A 25,428-nucleotide genomic window follows, 5' to 3' on the forward strand; every position below is an offset into this window, starting at 1 on the left:
TGTATCCAGCGAAAGCTGTCAAGAGCGGGCTTTCTCTTGATTGGTTTCGCTGGATACAGGACCATCCATGAATGGATGCCGTTTCTGACAACGACTTAACATTTTTGTGTCCAGGATATTGACATAGATCCAATTTGTCAAATACTGTTCATAATCCGTTATGGTTGTAATTATTTTTTCTAAAATCATATTTTTCACTTCTTTCCTTTGTTATGTCTTCAGATAAAAGTATAAATTATTCCTTTCACTCTATATTTCCAAATATATGATTATGCGGCTATTTTAGATGTATTTATGGATGCGAGTTAGTTAAGTCCCTATGCTAAAAAGAAAGGACGTACCGTAAATGAAACAAAACGTTATATTTAAATATTCAATCAAACAATCATCGAACACTACAAATCTTGCTCATCTTTGAGTGATCCCATCCGCGAATATATCATGATCTGTAGTTACAATTTATAAATGTATCAGAGCTCAGTCCATCAATGAAAATGGAGGCGGTTTAACTTCTGCCGAAATTATCGAGATTCAAAAGGAAAACCTACACTTTCAACAGGAAGTTGACATCTAAAAAAAGCTATGACCTTAACGAAGGGATGAAAGAGAACTATCCTACTCAAGTTTAGTGCTACATGCTACGAAATACGTATTATTAATCATGCTATAAAGTGAAAACTTTATATAAAATTGAGAACACGGTTATCTTAGAACGTGTAAGAATCATTCATATGATAAGTAAAGACCATTATGGTCCACCTGAAATCCACAATTCCCCAAGAAGAAACGCTTTAATTTCAGCTTAAAACGTGTTCAGTGCCCTAGGAGGACAGTAGGAATACAATATATCATCATAAAGAAATACTGCCCTACTTCTTCGAGTAGCCAAATAAAAGAATCCAATAATTTATTGACCAAGATTTTGAAGCCACGAAAATTAACGTAAATTGGGTTGACGTAATTATGTATATGCATACGATCAAAAACATTTGGTGTTGCTACCTAGCTTCTGTCCTTGATATATATTGTCGAATAGAATTGTCGGTTATTCTTTTTTCAAATCCATGAGATTCAAACTCATCTTATCAGTATTAACAAACACAAATTGACGTCCAACAGCCTGATACGGGCTAATTATTCACACCGATTTAGATAGCCAACATACAAACGAAGATTTGGATATGCAGTAAATGTAGTGAAATATATTACTCAATCAGTCGTAAAGTTTTCCTTATGTCAACATCTGTATCAGATTCTTTCATGCTACGCAAAAAAGAAAAAAGGCTATCAAATAACTCACATAGATTTCCATAAACTGTTTCTTATTTAAAGAACTACATATATCATAAAAAGTAGATACTAATTTTTATTCTAAATTTTTATATAGAAAGTAAATTTATTTCTTTATATTAATTGAACATCACCATGCTTATCCACTTAACACAAAGTCTTTTTCAGGTTAAACAAGTTAATATTAATACGTTAAAAATACTGCCTGCTAAATAATTTCTTATTAATTATCAAAGAAGTTTAAAATTAATAATAAATGCGAGTTTCTCAAAGGGTATCCAGGAACCTTGTTTACTTTATCAATTTCCAATTCCCATCATGCAACACGATTGATACAATTGAATATTTCATAGCTGACCGCTTTATCAGGTGCTTTTATTCCTAACTTAAGCTGATTTAAAATTATAATTTTAAAATTATCTTTGGTCTGAATCCACATTTTTTGTACTTATTTCTATTTGGGGCTTTAATAAGATGATTACGTTCTATAAGACCTATGGCAATTGCCATATCATCTTCTCCTTTTATTAACTGGCAATCATCATCCAATACCCAGCTATAAATATTTAGCCAATTCCAAGTCAAATCATCACGTATATATTTTTCCCATTCACTTTCTTCATTTTTCTTCCCAATATAATTAAATCTATTTTCCACATTTGTATTGCAGTTTATTTCACCTACCAAAAGCATTTCTCTGCTTTTTGTAAGACTATCATAAGAAATATTGTTTTGAACATTCCGATCCGCTATTAGAAGTTTACTGTTCTCCCACGTATCCACCATAATAAAGTAAAAGTCCCCATTCGGTTCGGCAACTGCTTCCACAGGCAAGAAAGAGCCGGTCTCTTCACCAAGCTTACAAAATTCACCCACCATATTATAAATTGCTTCGTAATGACAACGAATTCTCTTTCCAATTATTAATTCATCTATAGCCCCAACCTCATGTATATGATAAGCCCGCGCCGTTTGATCAACCTCAATTGCTTCGAACAAAAAATTGGGGTTGTTTGATATGACTTCAATCTTAATATCATGTATTTCATCTTTCAAAGTATTCGTCTGAAATAACAATTGTCTTCCATTCACTTTAAATAATTTTTCATCAATTTTATCTTTGATTGTAATATTCGTTATTCTATTATCAATTTTTATTTGAAGTTTCAAACTTTCTTCAGAATAATTTGTTCCATATAACGCAATTGAGTTCCCATTAAACCGGAAAACGAATGAGTCATGTTGCTGCTTTGTTTTCACACCCACAACCGGGAGTTCAATACGATCTATCATCTTAATTTTTTTACGCCATTCATATTTCTCATCTTCTGTTAAATTAGAAGGCATTTGTTCAATCGGTGAATGATCTTTATACCACTCACCTTCATATTGGAACACTCCACAAGAAGCAATATATTCTTTTTTATCATTCGAACGAAGCAGTTTAGACAATACTTCTGATTTTACAATGGGCGCAACCTCATTATAAATTACCCGACAACGATTGAAATAAGATGCAAATAAATTCACAATCACCATCAATTTCTCTTTTGAAATCTCCAATTTACGTAATAACTCTACTTCGGCTTGTAACACCTCCAACTCATTTCTAATGATAGGGCAGATAGCTAGAACGTACATCATATTCGATGTAAGTTTACGAACCAGCTTGTCAGTTTTTTCGAATCTCTTCTGCAATTGATTTAGATTAAGACTGGCGATTGAGTGTTCAATTTCTTTAAAATGGGCGAATAAAGCCATATCTTGTCCGCGATAAGATGCTACGCTTTTTTGAAGTTTAGAAACCTTTTTTTGTGTTTCACTTGTTACGGACCGCACTTCCCCCTGTGTATACCAATTTTCCTCTACAATTCTTTCAGTCAATTGTTCATTCATGACTTGAACAAGAGGAACGAATGTTGTGCCCTCTATTACAGCACCGCCATGGGTTGTGTTGATTACTGGAATTTGTGGATTTTCAGCAATATAACGAACCATCGACTTACGCATATTATCGAAACCTTTATTCGTTAAGATTTCATTTCCGTAAACGTCTTTTATATGAAAAGCGTCTTCTATATCCTTTTTTTGGACACTGGCATCTGAAACTTCACGTTTGTCTTTATCATAGCGCTTAATTTCCTGTGAATAGAATAAATTGTTTTTGAATGCAAAGTTTTGACCGACTAAGATGATGCTTTCCACTTGTAGGCGATAGAGTATTTCCATGGTGACAATTGCGATGGAATAAGCATCATTAATTACGGGTAACTTGGTTTCATGAAAGTTTTGTGTGATTGTGTCTTGAGTTGTGACAAAATGTAATTTAGGGCCTGGATAATGTTGAACAGTCTCAAATCCAACGCTTGTTCCGTAAATCATAGGAATTGAAGTAATTCTTTCATCGATGATCGGTTGGAAAACCTTATGATTATGAGCTTGTGGATCATAAGTAAATACTGCATCTGGATAGATGCCCCGCTCGATAAGTGCTTTGTTTGCCGATCCCACTGCGAAAATATAGGCAAGCCCTTGTTCTTTAATTTTCCGTAAATTATCCATTTCTTCACTAAGTGAAGGTCCAGCGGATACTAAGAGTACGGTTTTATCCCGGAATGTTTCTGCATGTTCTAGTAAGAAATTGGGATATTCAAAAGTTGATGATAAATTCATTAATGCATTGATTGTCCAACGTTTAGAAAAGAAATGATTTGTTCCTCTATTTTGTATTTTCTCTTCAACAATTTCTTTAAAATTTGCGATAAATTGAAGAACCTTTTCTTTTAAAAGTCGTTCATAACTAGGCAATATTATTAACAATACTTTTTGTGTTAAATGATTGGAAAAATCATGTAAATACTTTTCTATATCAGTCGGACTTTCTTCCACAAAAAGATAACGCAACTGGCTTTGGTCGAATGCGGTCTGCTCAGTCATCGATGCACAAGCAACAGCAACCTCCCCAATCGGCTCATATGTAGAAACGAGTTTTTCAGGATATTGCTTGATGAAAGCTTGGACGTGATAGCCAAGTCCGACACCGTAAAACAAAATATGATGATGATTTTCTATTTCTTCCTTATGACGCTCAATTATTTGCATCGCTTCTCGTACAGGATCGTATTTACTATGGATTAGTATATTCTTTCCTTGTTGCTCGACTTGTAATGTCGGAAGCCCTTTCTCACTACCTAATACTTCCACTTTCATTGAGTTCAACTCCTTATTTCCTTTCTTTATTAGATAATATAATTTCCTGTCGTACTTTAGTCATGATTGAAATTCTTCTATCATTTTGCGCAACTCTTCAACGGACAACCAATGCTCATTCGTTTCACTAGAATATTCAAAAGGCTCACTTAAGCGTGGTTCATCTTTCAATTTATCTCCCCACCAAGCAAACTCTGGAGTGATTACATAATACTCATCAAACTCAATTGTATGTCGGGCATCGTCTTGTGTAACCATCACTTCATGTAGTTTTTCTCCTGGTCGTATACCAACAATTTCGATTTCACATTCTGGACCAATCGCTTTAGCTAAATTCATAATATTCACGCTCGGGATTTTCGGTACGAAGATTTCGCCACCATGCATGCGTGTTAAACTGTCCAACACAAATTGAACTCCTTTATCGAGTGTGATCCAAAACCGTGTCATACGATCATCTGTTACAGGTAGTATGCCAGTTTCTTTCATCTTAGTGAAGAATGGAATGACACTCCCCCGACTACCTACTACATTACCGTAGCGTACGACAGAAAATTGTGTAGCTTTTTCACCTACATAAGAGTTCGCTGCGACAAACAACTTATCTGAAGCTAGTTTTGTAGCACCATATAAATTAACAGGAGCAGCAGCTTTATCTGTACTTAGTGCAATGACTTGTTCTACATTGCGATCGATAGCAGCTTCGATAATATTTTGCGCTCCATAAATATTCGTTTTAACAGCTTCGAATGGATTATATTCGCAGGCCCCTACATGTTTCATAGCCGCCGCATGAATCACGATGTCTACTCCGTCAAATGCACGATGAAGTCGTTCTTTGTCACGTACATCACCAATAAAAAAGCGAATACGAGTATCTGTAAATTCTTGTTTCATTTCATATTGCTTCAGCTCATCTCGACTAAAGACAATTACTTTTTTGACGTCTTCTTGTAATATACGACGGATAAACTTTTTACCAAATGATCCGGTTCCACCTGTTACAAGTATGGTTTTATTTTTCAACATATTATTTCCTCGCAATCTACTAGTTCAAGTTCGGTCTAGCGCCTTCTGTATCTATTGTTGTTTTAGCAGCGTCATGAAGCGCTTCGAAATTAGGTGCTATTTCGTATTGGATGATATCCCCAATCAGTACAGCATCCTCATTCTCGACTGCTTCTTCTAAGTTTGAAAGTTCTTGTTGGATGATATCAGTAATTTCTTCGTACTGTGACCAATTAGATACTTTTTCTTCTTGTTTACGAAGTAGTTCAATGACTCCATTGATCCATTGTAGACTTTCCATTAATTGAGCAAACTGCCCCCACGTTTCGCCACTTGGATTATTATAAAACTCATTGGACAATGCTCCTAATAAAGGTGTTGCCTGTGCGGTATGGTTTTCTACTGATAGTAAGATATCATTAGTGAATTCTTTTTCAGTTTTTGCGATAATTTCAAGCTGCTTAATTGTCCCTTGTTTCATATCTAAAAATTGCTCGTGTTCTTCAAATACTTCGACATTATCTGCGATAAAATGACTGAAATAATAGCCATCATCTACTAATTTATTGATATTCTCGAAAATTTCTGCCGCTGACGCCTGTTGATCTAGCTCAATTTTTCGTTGTTGGAATACTAGTTTCAAGGAGAATCCCTCCGGTTAGTGTAATTATGTAAAGTCTATCATATTCATATTGATAATATCGGCTAAAAATATGATTTCTAAAGCATCAGTTCATTTGATACGTAGTTTTATAAAAATATAAAAAACACGACCCGAATATACGGATCGTGTTTCATTAACCAAATTAACGTAATAACTGAAGTACGCCTTGTGGTTGCTGATTAGCTTGTGAAAGCATTGCTTGTGCTGCTTGAGTCAAGATATTATTCTTAGTGAAGTCCATCATTTCCTTGGCCATATCCACGTCTCTAATACGAGATTCAGCTGCAGTCAAGTTCTCGGAAGAAGTTCCCAAGTTATTGATTGTGTGCTCTAGACGGTTTTGGAATGAACCAAGATCAGAACGTTGAGCAGAAACAGTTTCTATAGCATTATCAATTGCTTTGATAGCTGCTGAAGCCTTTTCATTATCGGAAACATCTAAGCCGAAATCCGTTTTGTCAGAAGAAATGCCATTACTAACACCAGCTGACCCAGCATAAGCAGCGCCACTTACACCATCTGTAATAGTTGCGTTATGACCAGTTACGGAGGCTCCAGCTTGGTGATCACCAGTACTTCCAGTCAATCCAAGCGCCTTAGCACCCATGTCTCGAATCTCAATAGTCATTGACTGATCTTTATTAGCACCAATTTGGAAACTTGCTGAGAATCCTGTACCAGTTTTACCGTTACTTGTTGCACCGCTCGCTACATTCATAAGCTTCTGTGTGTTGAACTCAGTAGTATTAGAGATACGGTTGATTTCAGAAGTTAATGAGTTAAGTTCTTTTTGAATTTCATTACGATCAGTATCAACGTTAGTATCATTTGCTGCCTGTGTAGCAAGTTCACGCATACGTTGTAGGATGTCGTGAGTTTCGTTCAAAGCACCCTCAGCAGTTTGTATCATAGAGATCCCATCTTGCGCGTTCTTTTGAGCCATATCCAATCCACGAATCTGTCCACGCATTTTCTCAGAGATTGCTAGTCCAGCTGCATCGTCTCCTGCACGGTTGATCTTCAAACCTGAAGATAGTTTCTCAATGTTGTTAGCTGCTGCTGCGTTGTTTGAACCTAATTGGCGGTGCGTGTTCATCGCTGCCATGTTGTGATTAATAATCATAATAATTTCCTCCTTGAGTGTTTGTTGGGTACACGTCCTTGTGTCCCTTATTTGTTTTACGGTTTTGAGTGCCGGCCGGACACTCTCTGCCGCTTACACTACTAATATCGGTTCGATGACTAGAGTGTTTAGTATTTTATTAAAAATTTTTCTATTTATTTGAAATGTGGAGATTAAGTGACTTGTACCGGCTATTTTGATGAGGTAACCACAATTCACTTGTTATCTTTCAAATTTTTATACCAGTCAAGATCTAGCGTCAAAGATTCGGCATTCGTTTCTTTAATAGACTGAATCAATTCACCACGTACAATATCCACTGACTTAGGTGCCTCTATACCCACTCGTACAGTATCGCCCTTTACTTCCAAAATCTTCACTTCTATATTATCTGCGATTTTAATCGTATCGCCCACTTTGCGTGAAAGTACTAACATATTATTCGCTCTTTCCGCTAGTTAATTTTTCTTTCATTTCATCCAATTTCTTTTCATCGATTGGATGTTTGATAAGATAGCGCTTATCATTCAATACCATTTGTTTAGCTTTTCTGTTATTTGTTTGGAATAGAAGGGGGGCTTGTAAGTTAATTGTAGATTCTTCAAATGGTTCTTTAATAAAAACGATACCAAGTACCATTAGTTCTTCAGGGCTTTTTACTTCGAGTAAATCAACGGTTGGTTCATCTACTATGATGTCATAGCCCTCTACGAACTTGTATGGATTCGCTACGACGAAAGCCACACCTGCTTCTTTAGTCGACTGCATAACTTGGAACTCTTGATTATCACCAATTGGCAATATGACGAATTCTTCTTCCTCTTCGAATCCAGGAAGTCCTTTTGGGAAGTGCCATGCTTTAGATAAGTCTACCTCTACTTTATCGTGGAACTTTGTTTCAATTTCTTTTAATTGTTGTGTCATAAGCTATCTCTCCTTTTGATTAGTTTTAATAAAGACGTTTCATTAGCAGAATACTCATAGGGTAGCATGCCCCTAACAAGAACAGAAGGCATTACTAACTATCCTCAAAATAAAAAGAACGGATATAGCCCGTTCTTTTGTATAGCTCTCATATACCCGATTTAATAAGTGAAAAACTTACTATTCTTATTACACTTTCCAATCTATTTGAATCGAGCCGTATTGTGCCATCTCTACCGATACTTTGCCAGGAGTATAATTGTGAATCGGTTTGTTAATTTGCGCATCAATTTTCGGCTTTTGCGGTGTGACGTTGATATCCAATGACCCTTCAGAGAAACTCATTTGGATTTTCGTACGATCTCCTACGAATTTGACTTGCAGATCTGCCATGGGACGCTCCGTATTTTGTTTGACGATATCCGCAATAGAAGCACCATTCTCGATCTTCATCAACTGCTGGCCTTCTTGTGCGCGGCGTCCTGAACCTTCTTGTGCTTTCTGCATACCGTATTGAGCATTTTCAGAGCTTCGACGAAATACACTTTTCAGGTCAAGGTCCACACGATTTTCCGTCGTGTCGAGTGACAGTTGTGGTCGTGTTGTAGACATTTCAAGAATCGCTGCTGGCTGTTCTATACTTAATGTAGATTTCGGCTGCTGAATTTCTTGGACGGGCTTTGTAACCTGTAAGTCAATTTTTGCGGGTGTGGTTTGAATTTGAAGCTGCGGTATGTTCACGGTCTCCACCTTCCCTTACTTTTCTCTATAAAAACAGCGGACACTTGCTTAGTGTCCGCCTAATCTTTTAGCGTAGGAAATCCATTAAAGAAGGTTGCATGATTCTAGCGCCTACTGATAATGTGGCACGATGGATGGATTCTGAAGTGATTAAATCTGTGATCGTTTTTTCATAATCCACGTCTTCGTTTTGAGAGCGTTGCTTTTTCGCAGCGCCTTCTTGCATTTCAAGACGGTTATGCATGAGTTCTGCGCGGTTGGAACGGGCACCTACTTCTGCACGTTTTGATAGCACGACATCCATTTGACCGTCAATATCGCTGATTAGTTTACCGAAACTTCCACCGTCAGCAGAGGAACCAGTTGCAACAAGATCTTTCACTTTATCAAGCATAGTATCGATATCCTCGAACATCTTACTGGCATCAGTATTAACTTGTAAATTCACACCATCAAATACTTCAATTTCTACTTTACTCTTAAATGACGCTCCAGTTTCAAAACCAACTGCTTCACCTTGTTCGTTTAGCTCTTTATTATATAAAGGTTTATCTGTCATACTGCCACTGAATATATGCTTATCCCCAACTTTAGTGTTCGCAACGTCTTGCAAATGCCCACGCAACTGACCGATTTCCGTTTCTATTGCTTTTCGATCCGTCTCTGTCATCGCTCCGGTGTTAGAAGCATTGGTAGCGAGTTCTTTCAGACGATGCAACACTTGTCCAACTCCGTCAAGCGCATCATCCGAACTATCAAGCCAGTTGTTCACTTCGCCCATGTTCTTCTGAAATTGCTCAACTTTGTCGACCTGCATCCCATACCCCATGCCTTTCATAACGACAACAGGATCATCGGATGGACGCGTGACCTTTTTACCTGTATTCAATTGTTCTTGTAATTTACCCATTTTATTATAGCTGCCTGATAAGTTGCGCAGCATGTTTTGAGATAACATTGATTGTGTTACACGCATGAAGATTCCTCCTTAGTTATCTGCCGACTGTACCCATTCCGTTGATGATTTTGTCGAGTGCTTCGTCCATCACGGTGATCATGCGGGCAGATGCGTTGTATGCTTGTTGGAAACGAATCATGTCGGTCATTTCTTCGTCGAGTGAAACCGAACTGATCGAGTCACGTCTGTTGGAAACGGACAATAATAATGTACCAGAGCTGTCTGTCATTTTGATGGCTTGTTGTCCTTCTACGCCGAGTTGTCCGATGGCTTGTGCGTAGAAACTTTGTACGCTGGAGCCATCCAGTCCAACTTTTTTATCAAAGAATACATCGCCAAGTTTTTTAGCATTTTGCCCATTACCTACTTCTGCACTGCCTATTGGTGAAGTAGACGCAGCCAGTAGATTAGGGTCTTTACGTATAGCTTCATTTACAGCTATATTACTTGCAGTAAATGTATCTGTCCCATCATTCTTTACAAAGAAAGGTTCTCCTTGTGCGCCTTTTAAATCTGTTCCACTTTCATGAACTGTATTAAAGGCTTCCGCAAATGCACTCGCCATTTTATCCAATTTCGCCATCATCTCAGGATATAAACCTTTTACAGTACTTTCTGGAGGTGGAGTTGTATAACCATATGACTCAACAAGCGATCTCATTTCACCACTCTTGATCATGTCGTTAACATCTAGCGACTTGCCTTCAGGTTCTGTAATCGGTCCACCCTTAAATGTAAAGCCTGTCATCGCATCAGGTAAAGCACCATCCACTTTACCATTTACGCTCATCTCGGCCACTTTATTTTTTTGAACTACAGTAATGGCACCTTCTGTACCGTTATGCTTAATCTTTACAGTGACCGTACCTTCCGCAATCGCAGGAGCACGTCCGCCCGTTTTTTCATAGCTAGTTTCAATAGGTACTAAACTCGATAATTGATCAAGTAACCCATCACGTGCGTCATATAAATCATTCGGTAAATAACCATTCGGCTCTACAGTAGCAATTTGTTTATTTAATTCCCCAATTTGGCTAAGCAAAGAGTTGATCGTCTTCGTACCAAAATCAATCTCATCGCCCAAATTCCCTTTAATCTCAGAAACAGATTTAAAAATATAGTTAAACGAATCCGCCACCGCAGCCCCGCGCTCTACAACCACCGCACGCGCTCCACCATTCTCCGGATTCGCCGCCAGCGTCTGCAAGGACTGCCAAAAATCGCTCATCGACTTCTGCAATCCATACTCCGAAGGCTCACCAATCACATCTTCCATCTGCGCAATCGCATTCGAACGAGATTCCCAGTAGCCTAACTTCGTTGATTCACTACGAAACTGATGATCCACAAACGTATCCCGAATCCGCTGAATACTGCCTGCTTCTACGCCTGTCCCAAGAAATCCTGGCATCGTTCCTGCATTCATTCCAACACCCGGAAATCCAGAAGTTGCCTGCATGTTCACGCGCTGGCGTGAGTAACCCGGTGTGTTCGCGTTCCCGATATTATGCCCTGTCGTATAAAGAGCGGTTTGCTGTGTATACAAACCGCGTTTGCTAGTTTCAAGTCCCATGAATGTTGAGCGCATAGTATGATGTCCTCCTTATGCTTGGGAGTCGAATGAGGAGAGCTTGGTTTTGGCTCCGCTTTGTGACTGCCCTTGTACTTCGTTTTTCGAATAGTTGACGGTTTCCGGACGCGGACGGACCATGTCCAGCGATAGATTCACAAATTGAAGAGATTGATACGTTAGTTGTTGATTGAGGTCGTTTTGTTGTTTCAACTCATGAATCGCATGCAGGAGACGGTCCCTCGCCTCTGCTAACTGTTCTTTGTCCGGAATATTTGCTAGTTCAATTAATTGCGTCATCGTTGGTTCAGCAGGTACTGCACTTCCTTGTGCGGTTAAATACTGCTTCACTTCCTGTACGCGCTTCTGGTCCATTTGCACAATAGCCGCTAGGTGAGATTGCTCCTCCTTCAACAGCTGGTCAATTCCCTCGATGTCGCCGCTTTTTAGCAATGCGGTCTTGTCGTTTGAAAGACGGAGCAAGCTCGTATGCAGTTTTTCTAGGTGACTGAGCGTTGTCAAAATTGGTTCAATGGACATGTGTAACCCTACTTTCTTTATAGCTTATTGAAATACGACAGCATATTCGAAGCGAGTTTGCTCGCATCTACTTGATAGTCTCCAGACTGCACTTGCGCTTTTAGTTCCTGCACACGTTGTTGTCTAGCCGATTCAATCGGTGAAGCTGCAGATAACTTTTTCGCTTCTGATGAAATTTCGAGTTTATCCGTTTTCACTTGTGCTACTTGCTTTGTCTGATCTACTTTCATTTGCTGACTCCTATATGGATTGACAGCTTGTGGTTTGAATCCTTCTACTTTCATACGTCTCGCTCCTTTCAAATCTTACGTTGCATTTGGGTCCTACTCTTTATTTCGGCAGATTTACCAAAAAGTTTAGAGACTTTTGGACGAAAAAACGAGCAGTACCAACTGCTCGTATCGCTTGCTTGTCATCCTCGGTCTTTTTGTGCATGGTACGCGCCTTTGTCTTGCGCTTTAATTGCTTCACGAAGTTCAACCGCTGCGTCAAACGTCCGTAGATCCGCCTGAATCTCTTCCGTACATTTGTCACAGATCTTGCCAGTCGATGTTAATGCGCCACATTTATCACATGGGTAGCCCAAGTTCGGGAATAATGCAGGCTGCAGTCTTCCTTTACGTACCCAGCGATGCAGTAATTCTTCCGTCACGCCTGTAACTTCGACGATCCGGTCAATATTCGCTGCACGATTTTCTCGTCTGCGTAAAAACTTATAAACCGATTCATACATCGTCTCTTCCGCCTGTGCACACGTTGAACAAACATCCCGAAGGCCCGTGTAATTAAACATACTGCCACATGTCGGGCAATTTCTTGCTTCCGCCATCTCCATCACTTCTCTCTTATAGGTCTGAATAACGTCACAGCTTCTACTCGGTGTATCCCACGCTGTTTCAGTGCTCGTGCCGCGTGACGCAATGTGGTACCCGTCGTGTAAATATCGTCCACAAGCACATACACTGCTTCATTACTTGGTATATCGGCCGTTACTTGAAATAGTTCAGTCATCGCCAAGCGTTCGCTACGAGATTTTTCACCCATAACCGATTCCGTCGTTTTCCCGAGTAGTGATTGATACGGAATATTCGCTGCTTCTAGTAACGCATCCACTTGAGAAAAAGTTCGCCTTATTTTATTGATCGGATGCATGGGAATCGGCACGATCAATTTTTTGGAATCGTTCAGCACGCTGCGTAACGGTGACGCGAAAACTTTCGCGAGCGCCACGTCTTGCATGAACTTGAACTGATGCAAGTACTCTCTCGCTACTTCATTATATGCATAGAGCGAATGAACAGAATCGAGTACGTCGTCTTGTTCGATACGATCAATGCGTTCGAACTTCTCAAAACAGATGGGACAAGCGGATGTGTCTTTCTGAATACCGAGGAAGTGTTGCCAAGTGGGTTGGTCGTGTAGAGGTTTGTCGCAGAGTAAACACGTCATTGCGGCACCTCTGTGTGGTTCATCTTGCGGATTTCCCGTTTCGCTTCATCCATGGCGCGCGTAATGCCTTGGTGGAACAGTACAAAGTCGCCTGACGTGTTCGGCACGGAGCGACCGACGCGTCCACCGATTTGAATCAACGCGCCTTTATTGAAGATCGTCTGCTCCGCCCCAACAACCGCCACTTGCACATTCGGTATCGTAATCCCTCGCTCGAGAATCGTTGTCGTTAGGAGGCCGGGAATCTTTTTCTGTCTCAGCAACTGCACGCGTTCTTTGCGGTCATCATGTTCCGCGTGCACTGCACAAATTCGTTCATCGAGCTTCTGGAATAACGGTTCCGCCAGTTCCATCAGTTCGATTTGATGAAAGAAGATGAGGAATGGTTGTTGCTTCTCCAGTCGTTCCGTCGTCCAGCGCAGTAATTTCGCTGGAATGCGTTTCTTTTTCAACTGTTTCTCGTAATTCCATAATGCTTCATTACGCGGTACAGGTAGTGGCTGTCCGTGATAACGTCTTGCGAGAATCGAGATATTGCCTTGCTTTTTATTCATAGCAAGCAACTGACTCGAAGGGGTTGCCGTGACAAAATGAATCGGTGCATTCGGTTTTGCGGCTTTTCGGACCGCTCGCTGCAATGTTTCATCCGCCGTATACGGAAACGCATCGGCTTCATCGACGAAGATCGCGTCAAACGCTTCGTGAAAACGATAGAGCTGATGGGTCGTCGCCAAGATCAGCTGGGCGTCGAAGTGTTCGACTTCCGCCCCGCCATACAACGCTTCTACTTTCGTATCAGGAAAAGCCGTCGTTAACCGCGGCAACAATTCCAAAATAACGTCCACACGCGGCGCCGCGAGACATACCCGCTTGCCTTCATTTAGTAAATAGTGAATCGGCTGAAACAGCATCTCCGTCTTACCCGATCCACACACCGCGTAGAGTAAATGAGATACCCCTTGTTTCGTGCTTTCAAGCAATTCATTCGTCGCTTTTTGCTGCGAAGGTGTTAAATTGCCTTGCCAGTTCATCCGGTGGGTTGTTGGATAACTGGGTGGCGTGCCTGTCCACGTTAGTAAATCGGAACAGCACGATACCCGCCCCATGTTCAGACAGTTTCTGCAGTAGGCGCACGGTGCTTCGCATTGGGCACACATAAATACGGTGAAGCGCGCTCGATTTTCATTATGGCAACGCTGACAACGGTAGTGCGTCCCATGCCATACTTTTTTCGTTGTCACGCCTTTTTCTATATGGATGTCGCCTAGACTAATTGCTTCGTCTACGACTGTTTCCGGAAACGGCAAAAGATGACGCAACCAAATGCGCCCTGCCAGAAATTCTTTTAAGTGTTCGGCCATGTACTTCCCCCTGTTCAGGTTCCGCGTCGTTTCACCCAGCCGAGTCCCATCGCCCCTTCTCCAAGATGGGTGCCGATGACCGGACCAAAGTGACTGATCGTGAAATCGACATTCGGGTGTTTTTCTTCTAATTGTTTCTTCCATTCTACTGCGTCGTCATAGCGATTCGCATGGATCACAGCTGCATCCAGCAATGAATTCTTTGCGTCTTCCGCGAGTAAATCTGAAATACGCTTCATTGCTTTTCGCGTCGTGCGAATTTTTTCAAACGGCACGATGATTTTGTCTACGAAATGCAAGATGGGCTTTACTTGTAGTAAGCCGCCAACTAATGCTTGTGCACCGGATAAACGACCGCCACGTTGCAGATGCGTTAAGTCTGCGACCATGAAATAGGCACTGACGTCTTTTTGCATTTCTTTTAGTTCTTCTATGATCGCATGTGGGTGTACGCCTTCATTCGCAAGCTCTGCAGCACGGATGGCGTAGAAGCCTTGGGGATAGGCTGAAATTTCCGAGTCGAACGGCAGCACTTCAATTTCCGGCACGAGTTCGGCAGCCTGTACAGCGCCCATATAGGTTCCGCTGATGCCGCTTGAAAGGTGGATGGAAATGACTGCGTCGTAGTCTTTGGCGAGTTCGCTGTATAGGGTTTGGAAGTCACCGATTGCGGGTTGTGATGTTTTCGGTAGCGGGCCTTTGCCGCGTACCATTTCGTAGAATGCTTCGGTTGTAAGGTCGACTTCTTCTTTGAATTCTTTGCCTTCGATGGTTACGAGTAATGGGATGGTATGGATCCCAAGTTCTGCTTTTATGTCATCCGGCACATACGCCGTCGTATCTGTCACAATCGCTGTTTTCAATATGATCAACTCCTGTTACTTATTCTACCTGAAATCGTTGGAGTTGGCATCTGTGAAGGGGACATTGGATACGGGAGAGGATTTGCGCTTCGGAGGGGGACGCTTTCCGGAGGGCGTGGCTTGAGCTTCCTCGTCCGCTTCGCTACCTGCGAGATCTCAAGGCGCACGCTGATCCTCTCGGAGTCGCCCCCTCCTACGCTCCAATCCTACTTTTAGTGGGGTAGCACTTCATGGTACTTATTGAACTTAGGACTTAGGACTAAGATCTAGTTCAAGTTCAACACAAGACTTTGAGCTGCCCCAATCTGAAAGAGGACACTAGTGAAGCGGAGTGGAAGGCGGCGACTCGGGGAGGATCAGACCGATCAGCTGAGACAATCAAAAGGGAGCGCAGCGACCTGGTTGGCTCAGCGCGGTCCCTCCCGAACGCGTCCGCCTGGAACGCAGCGTAACGATGCCCTTCCCCCTTCTATTCTCTAAAACTGACGAAGTAAGCCCTTTCATGCTATCGTGTAACTAGACTAGACACTTCAAGGAGGCGTTTGACCATGCAGGAAATTATCTACCAACAAAAAAATGCAGTAGCGTACGTGACACTGAACCGACCCGATTCTATGAACGCATTCAACTACCAACTACTACTCGAACTTGGGCAAGTAGTCGAAGGTATCCGGATTGATCCTGACGTACGGGCAGTAGTATTTACAGGCAGCGGCGACAGAGCATTTAGTGTGGGCGCTGACTTAAAAGAACGCAAGACGTTGACGGAATCCATGGTCCGTCGAAATCTGAACAAGATTGGCGACGTCTTTACCATGATCGACCAACTCCCTCAGCCAACCATTGCGGTTATCAATGGCTTTGCATTCGGTGGTGGCATGGAACTTGCACTAGCTTGTGACTTCCGGATTGCAGCGGACATTGCGGTGATGGGATTGACGGAAACTGGACTCGCGATTATTCCTGGAGCTGGCGGCACGCAACGGTTGCCTCGATTGATTGGTGAATCGAAAGCGATGGAGCTGATTTTGACAGCACGACGCGTATCCGCTGAAGAAGCGTTGCAGTTAGGTATGGTGACGCAGAAAGCGCCTTTGGATTCATTGGAAGTAACGGTGAATACGTTTGTGGATTCATTGCTCGCTAACGGGCCGATTGCGATTCAGCAGGCGAAGTTTGCGATCAAGCAAGGCATGATGGCGGACTTGCAGACGGGGCTCGCGATTGAGCGGAAGGCGTATGAGATGACGATGCCGACTGAGGATCGTGTAGAAGCGTTGATTGCTTTTTCGGAGAAGCGGAAACCTGTGTTTAAGGGGAAGTGATGGTTTTGGGATTGAGTTGCTTAGAGCGGATAACTGGGCTGATAGAGCGCTCGGCGTGTCGCATAGAGCGGAGAAATGGCCTGATAGAGCACTCAGCTTGTCGCATAGAGCGGAAAAACGCCCTGATAGAGCGCTCGGCGTGTCCCATAGAGCGGAGAAATAGCTTGATAGAGCACTCAGCCTGTCCCATAGAGCGGACAAACGCCCTGATAGAGCACTCAACCCATCGCATAGAGCGGACAAACGCCACGATAGAGCACTCAGCCTGTCGCATAGAGCGGATAAACGGCCTGATAGAGCACTCAGCTTGCCGCATAGAGCGGATAAACGGACGGATAGAGCACTTAGCGTGTCTCATAGAGCGGAGAAACGGCCTGATAGAGCACTCAACCCACCGCATAGAGCGAACAAACATCCGAATAGAGCACTCACCCAGCAACTATAAGCACCACCCGCAACTCTCCCAATCAAAACACCAAAGAGATTGTCAGATAAGCCCCATTCCCAGGGCTTTCAGACAATCTCTTTATACTGTATCCGTCTGATAGCGCTGCAACCGCTGATGCTGACGTACTTCAGTCCATGCTTCAGACAACAAATTCACTTGTTCATAGATTTCAGGTAATAGCTCATACCGTTTATACAGCTGCACTGAAACCAGTGTTTGATTCAGCAATACATACAACAAAAACAGCCGCTCCCCTTCTTCCGTTTGATGATCAACGACGACCATTAATTCGAACAGCGCATACTGAAGTTTCTTTAACGGATCGGATAATTCTATAGTGGGTTGCTGTTTAATTTCATTTTGCATACTTTGTAGCACATTGCCCATTTCATTCAACAGCTCAATCATCGTGTCGAGCATTGGCGTCGTGGTGCTGACGGTCGTTTGATAGGCTGTTATCGCACGTTTTACGTACATGCGGGATCACTCCATACTATTTTTACTTTTATTATCGACCAGATTTGTTCATTTTATATGAATTTGGACGATATAAGTGAAGATATACAATAGAATACGCAAAAGTGGGTGAAGGGATGCGAATACACAGCTCAGAGAATATTGCGCTTTCCTCGAACCGTATGCAAAGGAATGCAACGGACATGGAAAAGACGCTTGCTAAGCTCAGCAGTGGTTCGAAAGTGGAAAAAGGAAGTCAAAACGCTTCCGGCATGGCCATTTCCGAAACGATGCGGGCTCAGATTAAGGGATTATCCCAAGCGCAACGCAATATGCAAGACGGACTTTCTGTACTTGAAGTGTCCAATGAAGGCTTGAATAATATCAATGATCTCTTGCAACGAGGACGCGAATTGGCAGTAGCATCTGCGAATGGCACATTGACCGACAATGATCGGCAAGCAAGTAGCGAAGAATTGTCGCAAATACTACAAGCCATTGATGATACGGCAGGTAAACTCGAGTTCAATACGATGAAAATCCTTGGCGATGATACCGCGATCAAGTTACAAGTAGGCGCCAATCCAGGACAGCAGATGACGATTGGCAATATCGACGTCAGTACGACAAAACTAGGCTTGGACGGTGCGTCACTGGCTACACGGACAGATGCGGAACAATTAATTTCCACGATGGACAAGGCAATCAATATCGTTTCAAGCACGCTAACGAAAGTCGGTTCGGAAATGGAAGGCATTCAGCATCACTTAACGAACGCATTGGTGTTTGAAAATAATTTAACGACTTCCCTTTCGAAATTGGCCGATACCGATGTGGCGAAGGAAATGATGACATTCGTTCAGCAGGATATTCGTTCGAAGGGTGATCAGATGTTGATCAACTCGGTGAATAGTAATTTGAAAGATACAGTTTCGTTATTGAGATAAGCAAAAATCCTTTCGATTATTGATCGGAAGGATTTTTCATGTTGTCGCATCTAGGATTTTGCCCGACGATACCGGCAGCCCAAGCGACTTTCGTCAAGATGGCGGTTGCCCCTTGACGGTCGGCTTCGTGGACGGCGCGGATGTAGGCGCTGTTTGATTCTTCGACGATGTATTGCGGTTTGACGTTGTTGAGCGTCATGGCGAGCACGTCGTTCATGCAGTGGTCGCATGTGCAAGGCATGTTGAGTTCGTTTTTATACTTGGAGATGACGTCACGGACGACGACTTCCATAATGTTATGCACTTTCATAGTTAAGTACTCCTTCGCACTGAGAGTAGTGGAGATGGGAGACATGGATAAGTAAATAGTGTTCTGAAAGCCGTTGATTTCCGTTGCAGGCGGACGCGTTCTGGAGGGGGCGCGGTGAGCCAACTGTTCGCTGCGCTCTCTTAGTTGTCTCGCCTGTCGCCCTGATCCTCCCAGAGTCGCCGCCTTCCACTCCAATCAACTGGATAGTGGTGATACATTGTTAGATTCAATGACATTAAGTCTTTTAAAAATTAGTACATAGAAATTAGCACTTAAAATACCAGTACAATTTCTAAGTGTCTTCCACTACCAAAGTAGGGAATGGGGCGGAAGACGGGCGACTCCCGCGGGAATAGCATGAGCCTTGAGATCCCGCAGGTAGCGAAGCGGACGAGGAAGCTCAAGCCATGCCCGCAGGAAAGCGTCCCGTCTGGAGCCCCATTCCCAGAACCACTACCCAAACTATCCTATCTAGTTCAAAGCCTTATTTAGAAAGAATAATCTTCTTCTTCAACAACTCTTTACCCGAAATACCAGGCTTCGTCATCTCGAACGGGTGTAGAATCGTATCCAGATCTTCTTTAGACAAGATATTTCTCTCGATACAAATCTCGCGGATGGACTTGTTCGTCAGCAACGCTTCTTTCGCGATCTCTGACGCCACTTCATACCCAACGTGAGGATTGATCGCTGTGATGATACCGATACTCTTCTCCACGTACTCTTCCAAGTGCTCGACGTGTGCTGTGATGCCGTCTAGGCAATAGTCGCGGAATACGCCGAATACGTTTGTCATGATCTTCAATGACTGCAGCAAGTTGAACACGAGCACTGGCTCCATGACGTTTAATTCGAACTGGCCAGCTTCAGACGCCAAAGCGATCGTCATATCGTTACCGACTACTTGGAACGATACTTGGTTCATGACTTCTGCCATTACCGGGTTGACTTTTCCTGGCATGATGGATGATCCAGGCTGTCTTGCAGGTAATGAAACTTCGGATAAACCTGTGCGTGGACCGGATGCCATGAGGCGCAGGTCATTACAGATTTTCGACTGGTTCAGCATCGTGCCGCGTAGTGCTGCCGATACTTGAACGTACGAGTCTGTGTTTTGTGTTGCGTCTACTAGGTGTGTGGAAGACTTTAGTTCGAAGCCACTGTTTTCAGAAAGATAGCTAGCTACTTTTTTGATATATAGTGGATCTGCGTTTAGGCCAGTTCCGACAGCTGTTGCGCCCATGTTAATTTCATATAAATAGACACGTGATACACGAACGCGTTCGATGTCGCGACGTAGTACCATTGCGTATGCTTCGAATTCTTGTCCAAGACGGATTGGAACCGCGTCTTGCAAGTGTGTACGGCCCATTTTCAAGACCGATTGGAACTCAATGGACTTTTTCAAGTACGTTTTATGAAGTGATTCCATCACTTCTAGTAATTTATCTACTTTCATTAATGTTGCGATATGGATGGCTGTTGGGAATGCATCATTTGTCGACTGCGCCATGTTTACGTGCGTGTTCGGGCTAATGATGTCATATTCGCCTTTTTGGTGGCCTAGAATTTCAAGCGCACGGTTGGCGATGACTTCGTTTGCGTTCATATTGACGGACGTTCCTGCTCCACCTTGGATCGGGTCGACGAGGAATTGGTCACGCAATCCGCCATTGATTACTTCTTCAGACGCCTGGATAATCGCTTCGGCAAGATTCGCGTCCAATTGACCAATGTCGCGGTTAGCTTGTGCAGCTGATTTTTTAACAATTGCAATCGCACGGATCAAGTCGCGGTTGACGCGATAGCCCGTGATCGGGAAGTTTTCCGCTGCGCGCAATGTTTGAATTCCATAATACGCGTCTTGTGGTACTTTCTTGTCACCGATAAAATCCGACTCTATTCTGTATAGTAATTGCTCTTCCATCATGCAGAACCTCTTCTCAAGTAGTTTTTATATGTTTAATTCGTATCTCATTATACACACAATATTTCGCATGTATAGCCGTTCGGGCATACAATCTCATATTACCTTATAGATAACGTTTAAACCACCCGGTAATCTCTTCTAATCGCGCAATTCGTAGATTCGGCTTCCCTGTTCTTGACAAATTATGATCAGATTCGGGGAAACGGACAAATTCTGTCTCTTTGCCTAAATCTTTCAGCGTAATATACAATTGCTCCGCTTGTTCGATCGGACAGACGAAATCTCGTTCTGCGTGAAGAATCAATAACGGTGTCTCGATATTCTCTGCATATTTTAGCGGTGATTGGTTCCATAACTTGTCGACGTCTTTCATTCCGGCTTGTAAATGCCAGTCTGTGAAGTAGTAGCCAATATTCGATACGCCGAAGAAACTGATCCAGTTACAGATCGATCGTTGCGTAACAGCTGCTTTGAAGCGGTTGGTATGTCCGACGATCCAGTTCGTCATGAAGCCACCATAGCTCCCCCCTGTTACGCCAAGACGTGTTTCGTCGATCCAGTTTTCGGTTTTCAACACTTCATCTAGCCCTGCCATAATATCTTCGTATCCACCGCCACCGTAATCGCCACGCACTGCGTCGACAAACGCCTGACTATAGCCGTGACTGCCGCGTGGATTAAGGTAGAGAACGCCATAACCTTCTGCTGCGAGCACCTGCATCTCATGGAAATACGTAAAGCCGTACATCGCATGCGGTCCACCGTGTATTTCGACGATTAACGGATACGTTTGGCCTTCTGTAAAGTTCGCCGGCTTCATGAGCCACCCTTGGACGTTTGTATTGCCGTTCGTATAGTGGATCGTTTCAGGCTCCACCAACTCTACTTTCTTCAACCAGTCTTCATTGAATGAAGTCAGCTTCGTCCGTTCGCCTGTCGCTATCGTTTGACGATACAGTTCTCCTGGATTCGTCATCGTGCTAACCGTCAGTAAAGCAAATTCAGCATCACTTGCGACATCATAGCCGTAGACATGTTCTTCTTCGCCCGTCGCAGGATAAATAGCACCGTCGAGTGTAGCTGCATATAAACGAACGTCTCCCATACTCGATAGTTGGAAATAAAGTTGCTCGTCTTCTGTCCAGACAACACCTGGTGCGATCGTTTGCTGCAAGTGATCAGATATACTTTCGTCTCCGATCGGCGCGTCGAGGCCCGCTGTCAGATTCACCGTCTGACCGTTAGATTGGTCATAAACGAATACATCTGCTTGCGTAACGTTGGCGAACGTCAAAGCATAGCCTGTATACGCGATATAGCGATCGTCTTTTGAGAAAGCAACCTCACCGAAGTATCCTTGTTCGTCAAGGATCACCGTTTCGTTTTTCGTCTCGATGTCTACGAGCACTAACGGTAAACTGAAGTCATGATCGACGTTTTTATTGCAATTGACGGCTATCACCAATTGCTTGCCGTCATGCGAAACTGCTTCAAGCGTATGATCGAATGGTTCTGACGTAAAATCAAAGATGGCGCAAGTCGCAATGTCGACATAGCCGATTTGTGTGTAAACTTCTTGTGGCAGTACCCCGACGAAATCCGCTTTGTATTTCATGTTCGTCACGCGGATCGGCTGTGGCATGTTACCTTCTTTTTTCTCCGTAGTAGAAAACGTTTCGCCCGTTCTAACAGCCCCTGAAAACCAAATTTTCTTGCCGCACGGTGACCATTCGAATGAATCAATTCCTTCTGTACAGTTCGTCAATGCGCGTGCTTCTCCGCCAGCCTTTTGCATGACATAAAGTTGATCCGTGTCACTACGATTCGATATAAACGCGAGTTGCTTGCCGTCCGCAGACCATTTCGGCGCACGTACTTGCTGTTTGCCATACGTCCACCGCGTCACGGCGCCTGTCTCCAACTCGATATGGTGAATAGCAGAATAATACGCATTGTCTTTTCTGTTTAACTCCGTTACCGTAAATACCGCTTCTGAATCATTTGGTGCCAGTACCGGATTCGTTACCGATTTCGTTTCAAATAAATCTTCAATTGCTACCTGTCGTTTTTTCATCTAATCCCTCCTATTACTTGAATGTATCTCCCTAAACCATAACAAGACGATACTCTTTTTGGCAATGGATGTGTAAAGAACGAACGACAAAAAAAACGAGTGATCGACGGTTATCGTCTAATCACTCGTTTGCTTTACTATTATATTTTGATTTGATCTTTTAGTGAACGGCGCAGAATCTTGCCTGTTGTGTTCTTCGGCAATTCATCCAAGAACTGAATGGACTTCGGAACTTTGTACTTCACCAAACGTTTCGCACAGAATTCATTCAATGACTCTTCCGTAGCTTCCGAACCTTTCTTTAGTACTACATAAGCTTGTACTTCTTCCCCAAAATTCATATCCGGCACACCAACGACTGCCGCTTCCACAATATCGCGGTGACTGAACAGCACTTCCTCTACTTCACGAGGATACACGTTGAATCCACCGACGATAATCATATCTTTCTTGCGGTCTACGATATAAAAGTAACCGTTTTCATCGCGTCGCGCCAAGTCTCCTGTATAGAGCCAACCGTCACGGATTGTGGCAGCTGTTTCTTCAGGCATTTTATAATACCCTTTCATGACATTCGGTCCGCGTACAATTAATTCGCCGACTTCATTGTCAGGTACTTCCTCGCCCATTTCATCGACGACTTTGTTCTCGACATTCATGATGTTCGTGCCGATCGATCCCGGAACACGGTCGCGATCTAATGGATTGAAACAAGTAACCGGTGATGCTTCCGATAGACCATAGCCTTCTGAAACACGAACTTGGAACTTCTCTTCAAAATCATGAAGCAATGAAACAGGCAATGAAGATCCACCTGAAATAGCTAGTCTGATGGATTCAAAGTCTTCCGTTTTCCCCTCTGGATATTGATAAAGGAAGTTATACATCGTAGGCACTCCCGCAAATACGGTTGCCTTTTGCTCGCGAATCATATGGAAAATTTCCCCTGGGCTAAAGCGCGGCTCTAGTAATATCGTCGCTCCTTTAACGAGTGGTGCATTCGCAACTACTGTCAACGCGAATACGTGGAATAAAGGCAATGTCGCTACGATTTTATCATTTTCCGAGAAGCCTAAATAGTCCCCTACGTCGCGTGCATTCGAGAAGATATTTTTGTGTGTCAGCATAGCACCTTTCGGACGACCTGTCGTTCCAGATGTATACAAGATGATAGCGCTTTCATTTTCGTCAACTTCCACCACTTCCGTCAATGGTTTCGATTGCTTCATCAAAAGGCTAAATGGATGAACTTTCGGCTTAACCGAATCAGGCAATGCAGCTAACTTCTCCCCTGCATCCGGACTCATTTCACAGACGACATAGTTCTCAATCCTCGGGAATGACTGGCTCGCTACTTCTACTAGTGGCAAGAGTTGATCGATCGCAATAACGGCTTTGGCATCGCTATTTTCCAGGATGAATGAAATCTCATCCGGTGTGTACAGCGGATTAATCGGCACAGCTGTCGCTCCGATGCGCATAGTGGCATAGAGTGAGATTAGATAGTGCGGCGTGTTACCGAGTAGGAATGCCACTTTGTCTCCGTGTTTGACTCCTAGGTCTTGTAGTGCGTTGGCGAACATGGATACGGACATGTCGAACTCTGCGTATGTCGTGTCTTTCCCCATGAAGTGATAGGCAATTTTACTTGGCTTGGTCTGCGCTGTTTGTCGGACGCTCGAAACTAGATTCATGCTTTCATCTCCCTAACAAGTGAATGAATAACCATTCAGTAATTCATTCATTATACTAATAGAATAATTAATTGGCAAGAGTTTACTGAGAAATTTGTATTCTTTATTTATTTGGGTAGGCTGGCAGGGGGATTGGGGTGGGGATTTGCGCTCTAGGCGGACGCGTTCGGGAGGGTGGGCGGTGAACCACACCCCTTCGCTTCGCTCGCCGGGTGTTTCACCTGTCCCACTGATCCTCCCCGAGTCGCCGCCTGCCGCTCCAATCCCTCGCAAAGTAAGTAGAAGATACATTTTGTTGTGCATTAAAATACGTGTTGTAATAGATTTTTAACTTCAGTACTGGAATCTAAATAAGTTAAGACAAAACAATAATTCACACACTACTTACAGTGATTGATCTAAGTATTCATACTATCAACGTAGGATGGAAGCGGAAGTTGGGGGCGACTCCCTCTTGAAAAGGTGATGATGACAAGGCTTGTCGCATTATTCTATTGACCCAAAAAGAATTTATATGACTAGTAAAGAGAATCGTCTACCTGA

The 25,428-nt window shown here is 43.0% G+C and carries 22 protein-coding genes; 2 read left to right on the plus strand and 20 right to left on the minus strand.

The features are described from left to right. Window positions 1–1,692: 1,692 nt before the first annotated feature. The 15 genes from CSV69_RS14785 to CSV69_RS14855 form a co-directional block, all read right to left on the minus strand. Complete coding sequence (locus CSV69_RS14785; protein ID WP_099693809.1) at window positions 1,693–4,500, minus strand: motility associated factor glycosyltransferase family protein; 2,808 nt, start codon at window positions 4,498–4,500, stop codon at window positions 1,693–1,695. 60 nt (window positions 4,501–4,560) lie between these two features. Then, complete coding sequence (gene pseB, locus CSV69_RS14790) at window positions 4,561–5,529, minus strand: UDP-N-acetylglucosamine 4,6-dehydratase (inverting) (RefSeq protein ID WP_099693810.1); 969 nt, start codon at window positions 5,527–5,529, stop codon at window positions 4,561–4,563. A gap of 19 nt (window positions 5,530–5,548) precedes the next feature. Continuing rightward, a complete protein-coding gene (locus CSV69_RS14795) occupies window positions 5,549–6,151 on the minus strand; it encodes a DUF8042 domain-containing protein (RefSeq protein ID WP_099693811.1) in 603 nt (200 codons plus the stop codon). Window positions 6,152–6,314: 163 nt separating this feature from the next. After that, on the minus strand, window positions 6,315–7,295 hold the full coding sequence (hag, locus tag CSV69_RS14800; RefSeq protein WP_099693812.1) for a flagellin Hag: 981 nt from the start codon (window positions 7,293–7,295) through the stop codon (window positions 6,315–6,317). A gap of 215 nt (window positions 7,296–7,510) precedes the next feature. Continuing rightward, window positions 7,511–7,732 carry a carbon storage regulator CsrA gene (gene csrA / locus CSV69_RS14805; RefSeq protein ID WP_099693813.1) on the minus strand — a complete coding sequence of 74 codons (222 nt, stop codon included), beginning with the start codon at window positions 7,730–7,732 and terminating at the stop codon, window positions 7,511–7,513. 1 nt (window position 7,733) lies between these two features. Continuing rightward, on the minus strand, window positions 7,734–8,219 hold the full coding sequence (fliW, locus tag CSV69_RS14810; protein WP_099693814.1) for a flagellar assembly protein FliW: 486 nt from the start codon (window positions 8,217–8,219) through the stop codon (window positions 7,734–7,736). Between the two features lie 189 nt (window positions 8,220–8,408). After that, the gene (locus CSV69_RS14815) at window positions 8,409–8,960 is read right to left on the minus strand and encodes a DUF6470 family protein (RefSeq protein WP_099693815.1); all 552 of its coding nucleotides are present in this window, start codon (window positions 8,958–8,960) and stop codon (window positions 8,409–8,411) included. A gap of 67 nt (window positions 8,961–9,027) precedes the next feature. Continuing rightward, complete coding sequence (gene flgL, locus CSV69_RS14820) at window positions 9,028–9,936, minus strand: flagellar hook-associated protein FlgL (RefSeq protein WP_099693816.1); 909 nt, start codon at window positions 9,934–9,936, stop codon at window positions 9,028–9,030. 16 nt (window positions 9,937–9,952) lie between these two features. Further along, window positions 9,953–11,506 carry a flagellar hook-associated protein FlgK gene (flgK, locus tag CSV69_RS14825; protein ID WP_099693817.1) on the minus strand — a complete coding sequence of 518 codons (1,554 nt, stop codon included), beginning with the start codon at window positions 11,504–11,506 and terminating at the stop codon, window positions 9,953–9,955. A gap of 15 nt (window positions 11,507–11,521) precedes the next feature. After that, window positions 11,522–12,028: a flagellar protein FlgN gene (locus tag CSV69_RS14830; protein ID WP_099693818.1), complete on the minus strand. Its 507-nt coding sequence runs from the start codon at window positions 12,026–12,028 to the stop codon at window positions 11,522–11,524. Between the two features lie 17 nt (window positions 12,029–12,045). Further along, complete coding sequence (flgM, locus tag CSV69_RS14835) at window positions 12,046–12,312, minus strand: flagellar biosynthesis anti-sigma factor FlgM (protein WP_099693819.1); 267 nt, start codon at window positions 12,310–12,312, stop codon at window positions 12,046–12,048. Between the two features lie 128 nt (window positions 12,313–12,440). Next, window positions 12,441–12,857 carry a TIGR03826 family flagellar region protein gene (locus tag CSV69_RS14840; protein ID WP_099625808.1) on the minus strand — a complete coding sequence of 139 codons (417 nt, stop codon included), beginning with the start codon at window positions 12,855–12,857 and terminating at the stop codon, window positions 12,441–12,443. Window positions 12,858–12,862: 5 nt separating this feature from the next. Beyond that, window positions 12,863–13,477, minus strand: a complete 615-nt coding sequence (locus CSV69_RS14845; RefSeq protein WP_099693820.1) for a ComF family protein — start codon at window positions 13,475–13,477, stop codon at window positions 12,863–12,865. Then, complete coding sequence (locus tag CSV69_RS14850; protein ID WP_199170434.1) at window positions 13,474–14,838, minus strand: ATP-dependent helicase ComFA; 1,365 nt, start codon at window positions 14,836–14,838, stop codon at window positions 13,474–13,476. Before CSV69_RS14850 ends, CSV69_RS14845 begins: the two co-directional genes overlap by 4 nt. A 14-nt stretch (window positions 14,839–14,852) precedes the next feature. Beyond that, on the minus strand, window positions 14,853–15,701 hold the full coding sequence (locus CSV69_RS14855; RefSeq protein WP_099693821.1) for a DegV family protein: 849 nt from the start codon (window positions 15,699–15,701) through the stop codon (window positions 14,853–14,855). 548 nt (window positions 15,702–16,249) lie between these two features. Here CSV69_RS14855 and CSV69_RS14860 point away from each other — a divergent pair. Further along, window positions 16,250–17,026, plus strand: coding sequence for an enoyl-CoA hydratase-related protein (locus tag CSV69_RS14860; RefSeq protein WP_099693822.1), 777 nt, complete (start codon window positions 16,250–16,252; stop codon window positions 17,024–17,026). Between the two features lie 526 nt (window positions 17,027–17,552). On the opposite strand, the gene CSV69_RS14865 is transcribed toward CSV69_RS14860, so the two are convergent. Next, complete coding sequence (locus CSV69_RS14865; RefSeq protein ID WP_099693823.1) at window positions 17,553–17,951, minus strand: flagellar protein FliS; 399 nt, start codon at window positions 17,949–17,951, stop codon at window positions 17,553–17,555. A 161-nt stretch (window positions 17,952–18,112) separates the two neighbouring features. On the opposite strand from CSV69_RS14865, the gene CSV69_RS14870 reads away from it, so the two are divergent. After that, window positions 18,113–18,877: a flagellin gene (locus tag CSV69_RS14870; protein ID WP_335696110.1), complete on the plus strand. Its 765-nt coding sequence runs from the start codon at window positions 18,113–18,115 to the stop codon at window positions 18,875–18,877. 16 nt (window positions 18,878–18,893) lie between these two features. Here CSV69_RS14870 and CSV69_RS16945 read toward each other — a convergent pair whose 3' ends face one another. The 4 genes from CSV69_RS16945 to CSV69_RS14890 all read right to left on the minus strand — a co-directional run bounded on the left by CSV69_RS16945 (window position 18,894) and on the right by CSV69_RS14890 (window position 24,885). Beyond that, the gene (locus CSV69_RS16945) at window positions 18,894–19,187 is read right to left on the minus strand and encodes a late competence development ComFB family protein (RefSeq protein ID WP_099625770.1); all 294 of its coding nucleotides are present in this window, start codon (window positions 19,185–19,187) and stop codon (window positions 18,894–18,896) included. Between the two features lie 484 nt (window positions 19,188–19,671). After that, window positions 19,672–21,117, minus strand: coding sequence for an aspartate ammonia-lyase (gene aspA / locus CSV69_RS14880; protein ID WP_085428377.1), 1,446 nt, complete (start codon window positions 21,115–21,117; stop codon window positions 19,672–19,674). A gap of 103 nt (window positions 21,118–21,220) precedes the next feature. Beyond that, window positions 21,221–23,191 carry a S9 family peptidase gene (locus CSV69_RS14885; RefSeq protein ID WP_099693825.1) on the minus strand — a complete coding sequence of 657 codons (1,971 nt, stop codon included), beginning with the start codon at window positions 23,189–23,191 and terminating at the stop codon, window positions 21,221–21,223. Window positions 23,192–23,331: 140 nt separating this feature from the next. Beyond that, window positions 23,332–24,885, minus strand: a complete 1,554-nt coding sequence (locus CSV69_RS14890) for a fatty acid--CoA ligase family protein (RefSeq protein WP_099693826.1) — start codon at window positions 24,883–24,885, stop codon at window positions 23,332–23,334. Between the last annotated feature and the right edge of the window lie 543 nt (window positions 24,886–25,428).

The sequence above is a fragment of the Sporosarcina sp. P26b genome, assembly GCF_002743245.1.
GTDB lineage: Bacteria > Bacillota > Bacilli > Bacillales_A > Planococcaceae > Sporosarcina > Sporosarcina ureae_C.

What these genes read in the sequence shown, in the direction of transcription:
- CSV69_RS14785 (WP_099693809.1), bottom strand. Translation starts at nt 4,500, where the DNA reads ATGAAAGTGGAAGTATTAGGTAGTGAGAAAGGGCTTCCGACATTACAA.
- pseB (WP_099693810.1), bottom strand. Translation starts at nt 5,529, where the DNA reads ATGTTGAAAAATAAAACCATACTTGTAACAGGTGGAACCGGATCATTT.
- hag (WP_099693812.1), bottom strand. Translation starts at nt 7,295, where the DNA reads ATGATTATTAATCACAACATGGCAGCGATGAACACGCACCGCCAATTA.
- csrA (WP_099693813.1), bottom strand. Translation starts at nt 7,732, where the DNA reads ATGTTAGTACTTTCACGCAAAGTGGGCGATACGATTAAAATCGCAGAT.
- fliW (WP_099693814.1), bottom strand. Translation starts at nt 8,219, where the DNA reads ATGACACAACAATTAAAAGAAATTGAAACAAAGTTCCACGATAAAGTA.
- flgL (WP_099693816.1), bottom strand. Translation starts at nt 9,936, where the DNA reads ATGCGTGTAACACAATCAATGTTATCTCAAAACATGCTGCGCAACTTA.
- flgK (WP_099693817.1), bottom strand. Translation starts at nt 11,506, where the DNA reads ATGCGCTCAACATTCATGGGACTTGAAACTAGCAAACGCGGTTTGTAT.
- CSV69_RS14830 (WP_099693818.1), bottom strand. Translation starts at nt 12,028, where the DNA reads ATGTCCATTGAACCAATTTTGACAACGCTCAGTCACCTAGAAAAACTG.
- flgM (WP_099693819.1), bottom strand. Translation starts at nt 12,312, where the DNA reads ATGAAAGTAGAAGGATTCAAACCACAAGCTGTCAATCCATATAGGAGT.
- CSV69_RS14840 (WP_099625808.1), bottom strand. Translation starts at nt 12,857, where the DNA reads ATGGCGGAAGCAAGAAATTGCCCGACATGTGGCAGTATGTTTAATTAC.
- CSV69_RS14845 (WP_099693820.1), bottom strand. Translation starts at nt 13,477, where the DNA reads ATGACGTGTTTACTCTGCGACAAACCTCTACACGACCAACCCACTTGG.
- CSV69_RS14850 (WP_199170434.1), bottom strand. Translation starts at nt 14,838, where the DNA reads ATGGCCGAACACTTAAAAGAATTTCTGGCAGGGCGCATTTGGTTGCGT.
- CSV69_RS14860 (WP_099693822.1), top strand. Translation starts at nt 16,250, where the DNA reads ATGCAGGAAATTATCTACCAACAAAAAAATGCAGTAGCGTACGTGACA.
- CSV69_RS14865 (WP_099693823.1), bottom strand. Translation starts at nt 17,951, where the DNA reads ATGTACGTAAAACGTGCGATAACAGCCTATCAAACGACCGTCAGCACC.
- CSV69_RS14870 (WP_335696110.1), top strand. Translation starts at nt 18,113, where the DNA reads ATGCAAAGGAATGCAACGGACATGGAAAAGACGCTTGCTAAGCTCAGC.
- CSV69_RS16945 (WP_099625770.1), bottom strand. Translation starts at nt 19,187, where the DNA reads ATGAAAGTGCATAACATTATGGAAGTCGTCGTCCGTGACGTCATCTCC.
- aspA (WP_085428377.1), bottom strand. Translation starts at nt 21,117, where the DNA reads ATGATGGAAGAGCAATTACTATACAGAATAGAGTCGGATTTTATCGGT.
- CSV69_RS14885 (WP_099693825.1), bottom strand. Translation starts at nt 23,191, where the DNA reads ATGAAAAAACGACAGGTAGCAATTGAAGATTTATTTGAAACGAAATCG.
- CSV69_RS14890 (WP_099693826.1), bottom strand. Translation starts at nt 24,885, where the DNA reads ATGAATCTAGTTTCGAGCGTCCGACAAACAGCGCAGACCAAGCCAAGT.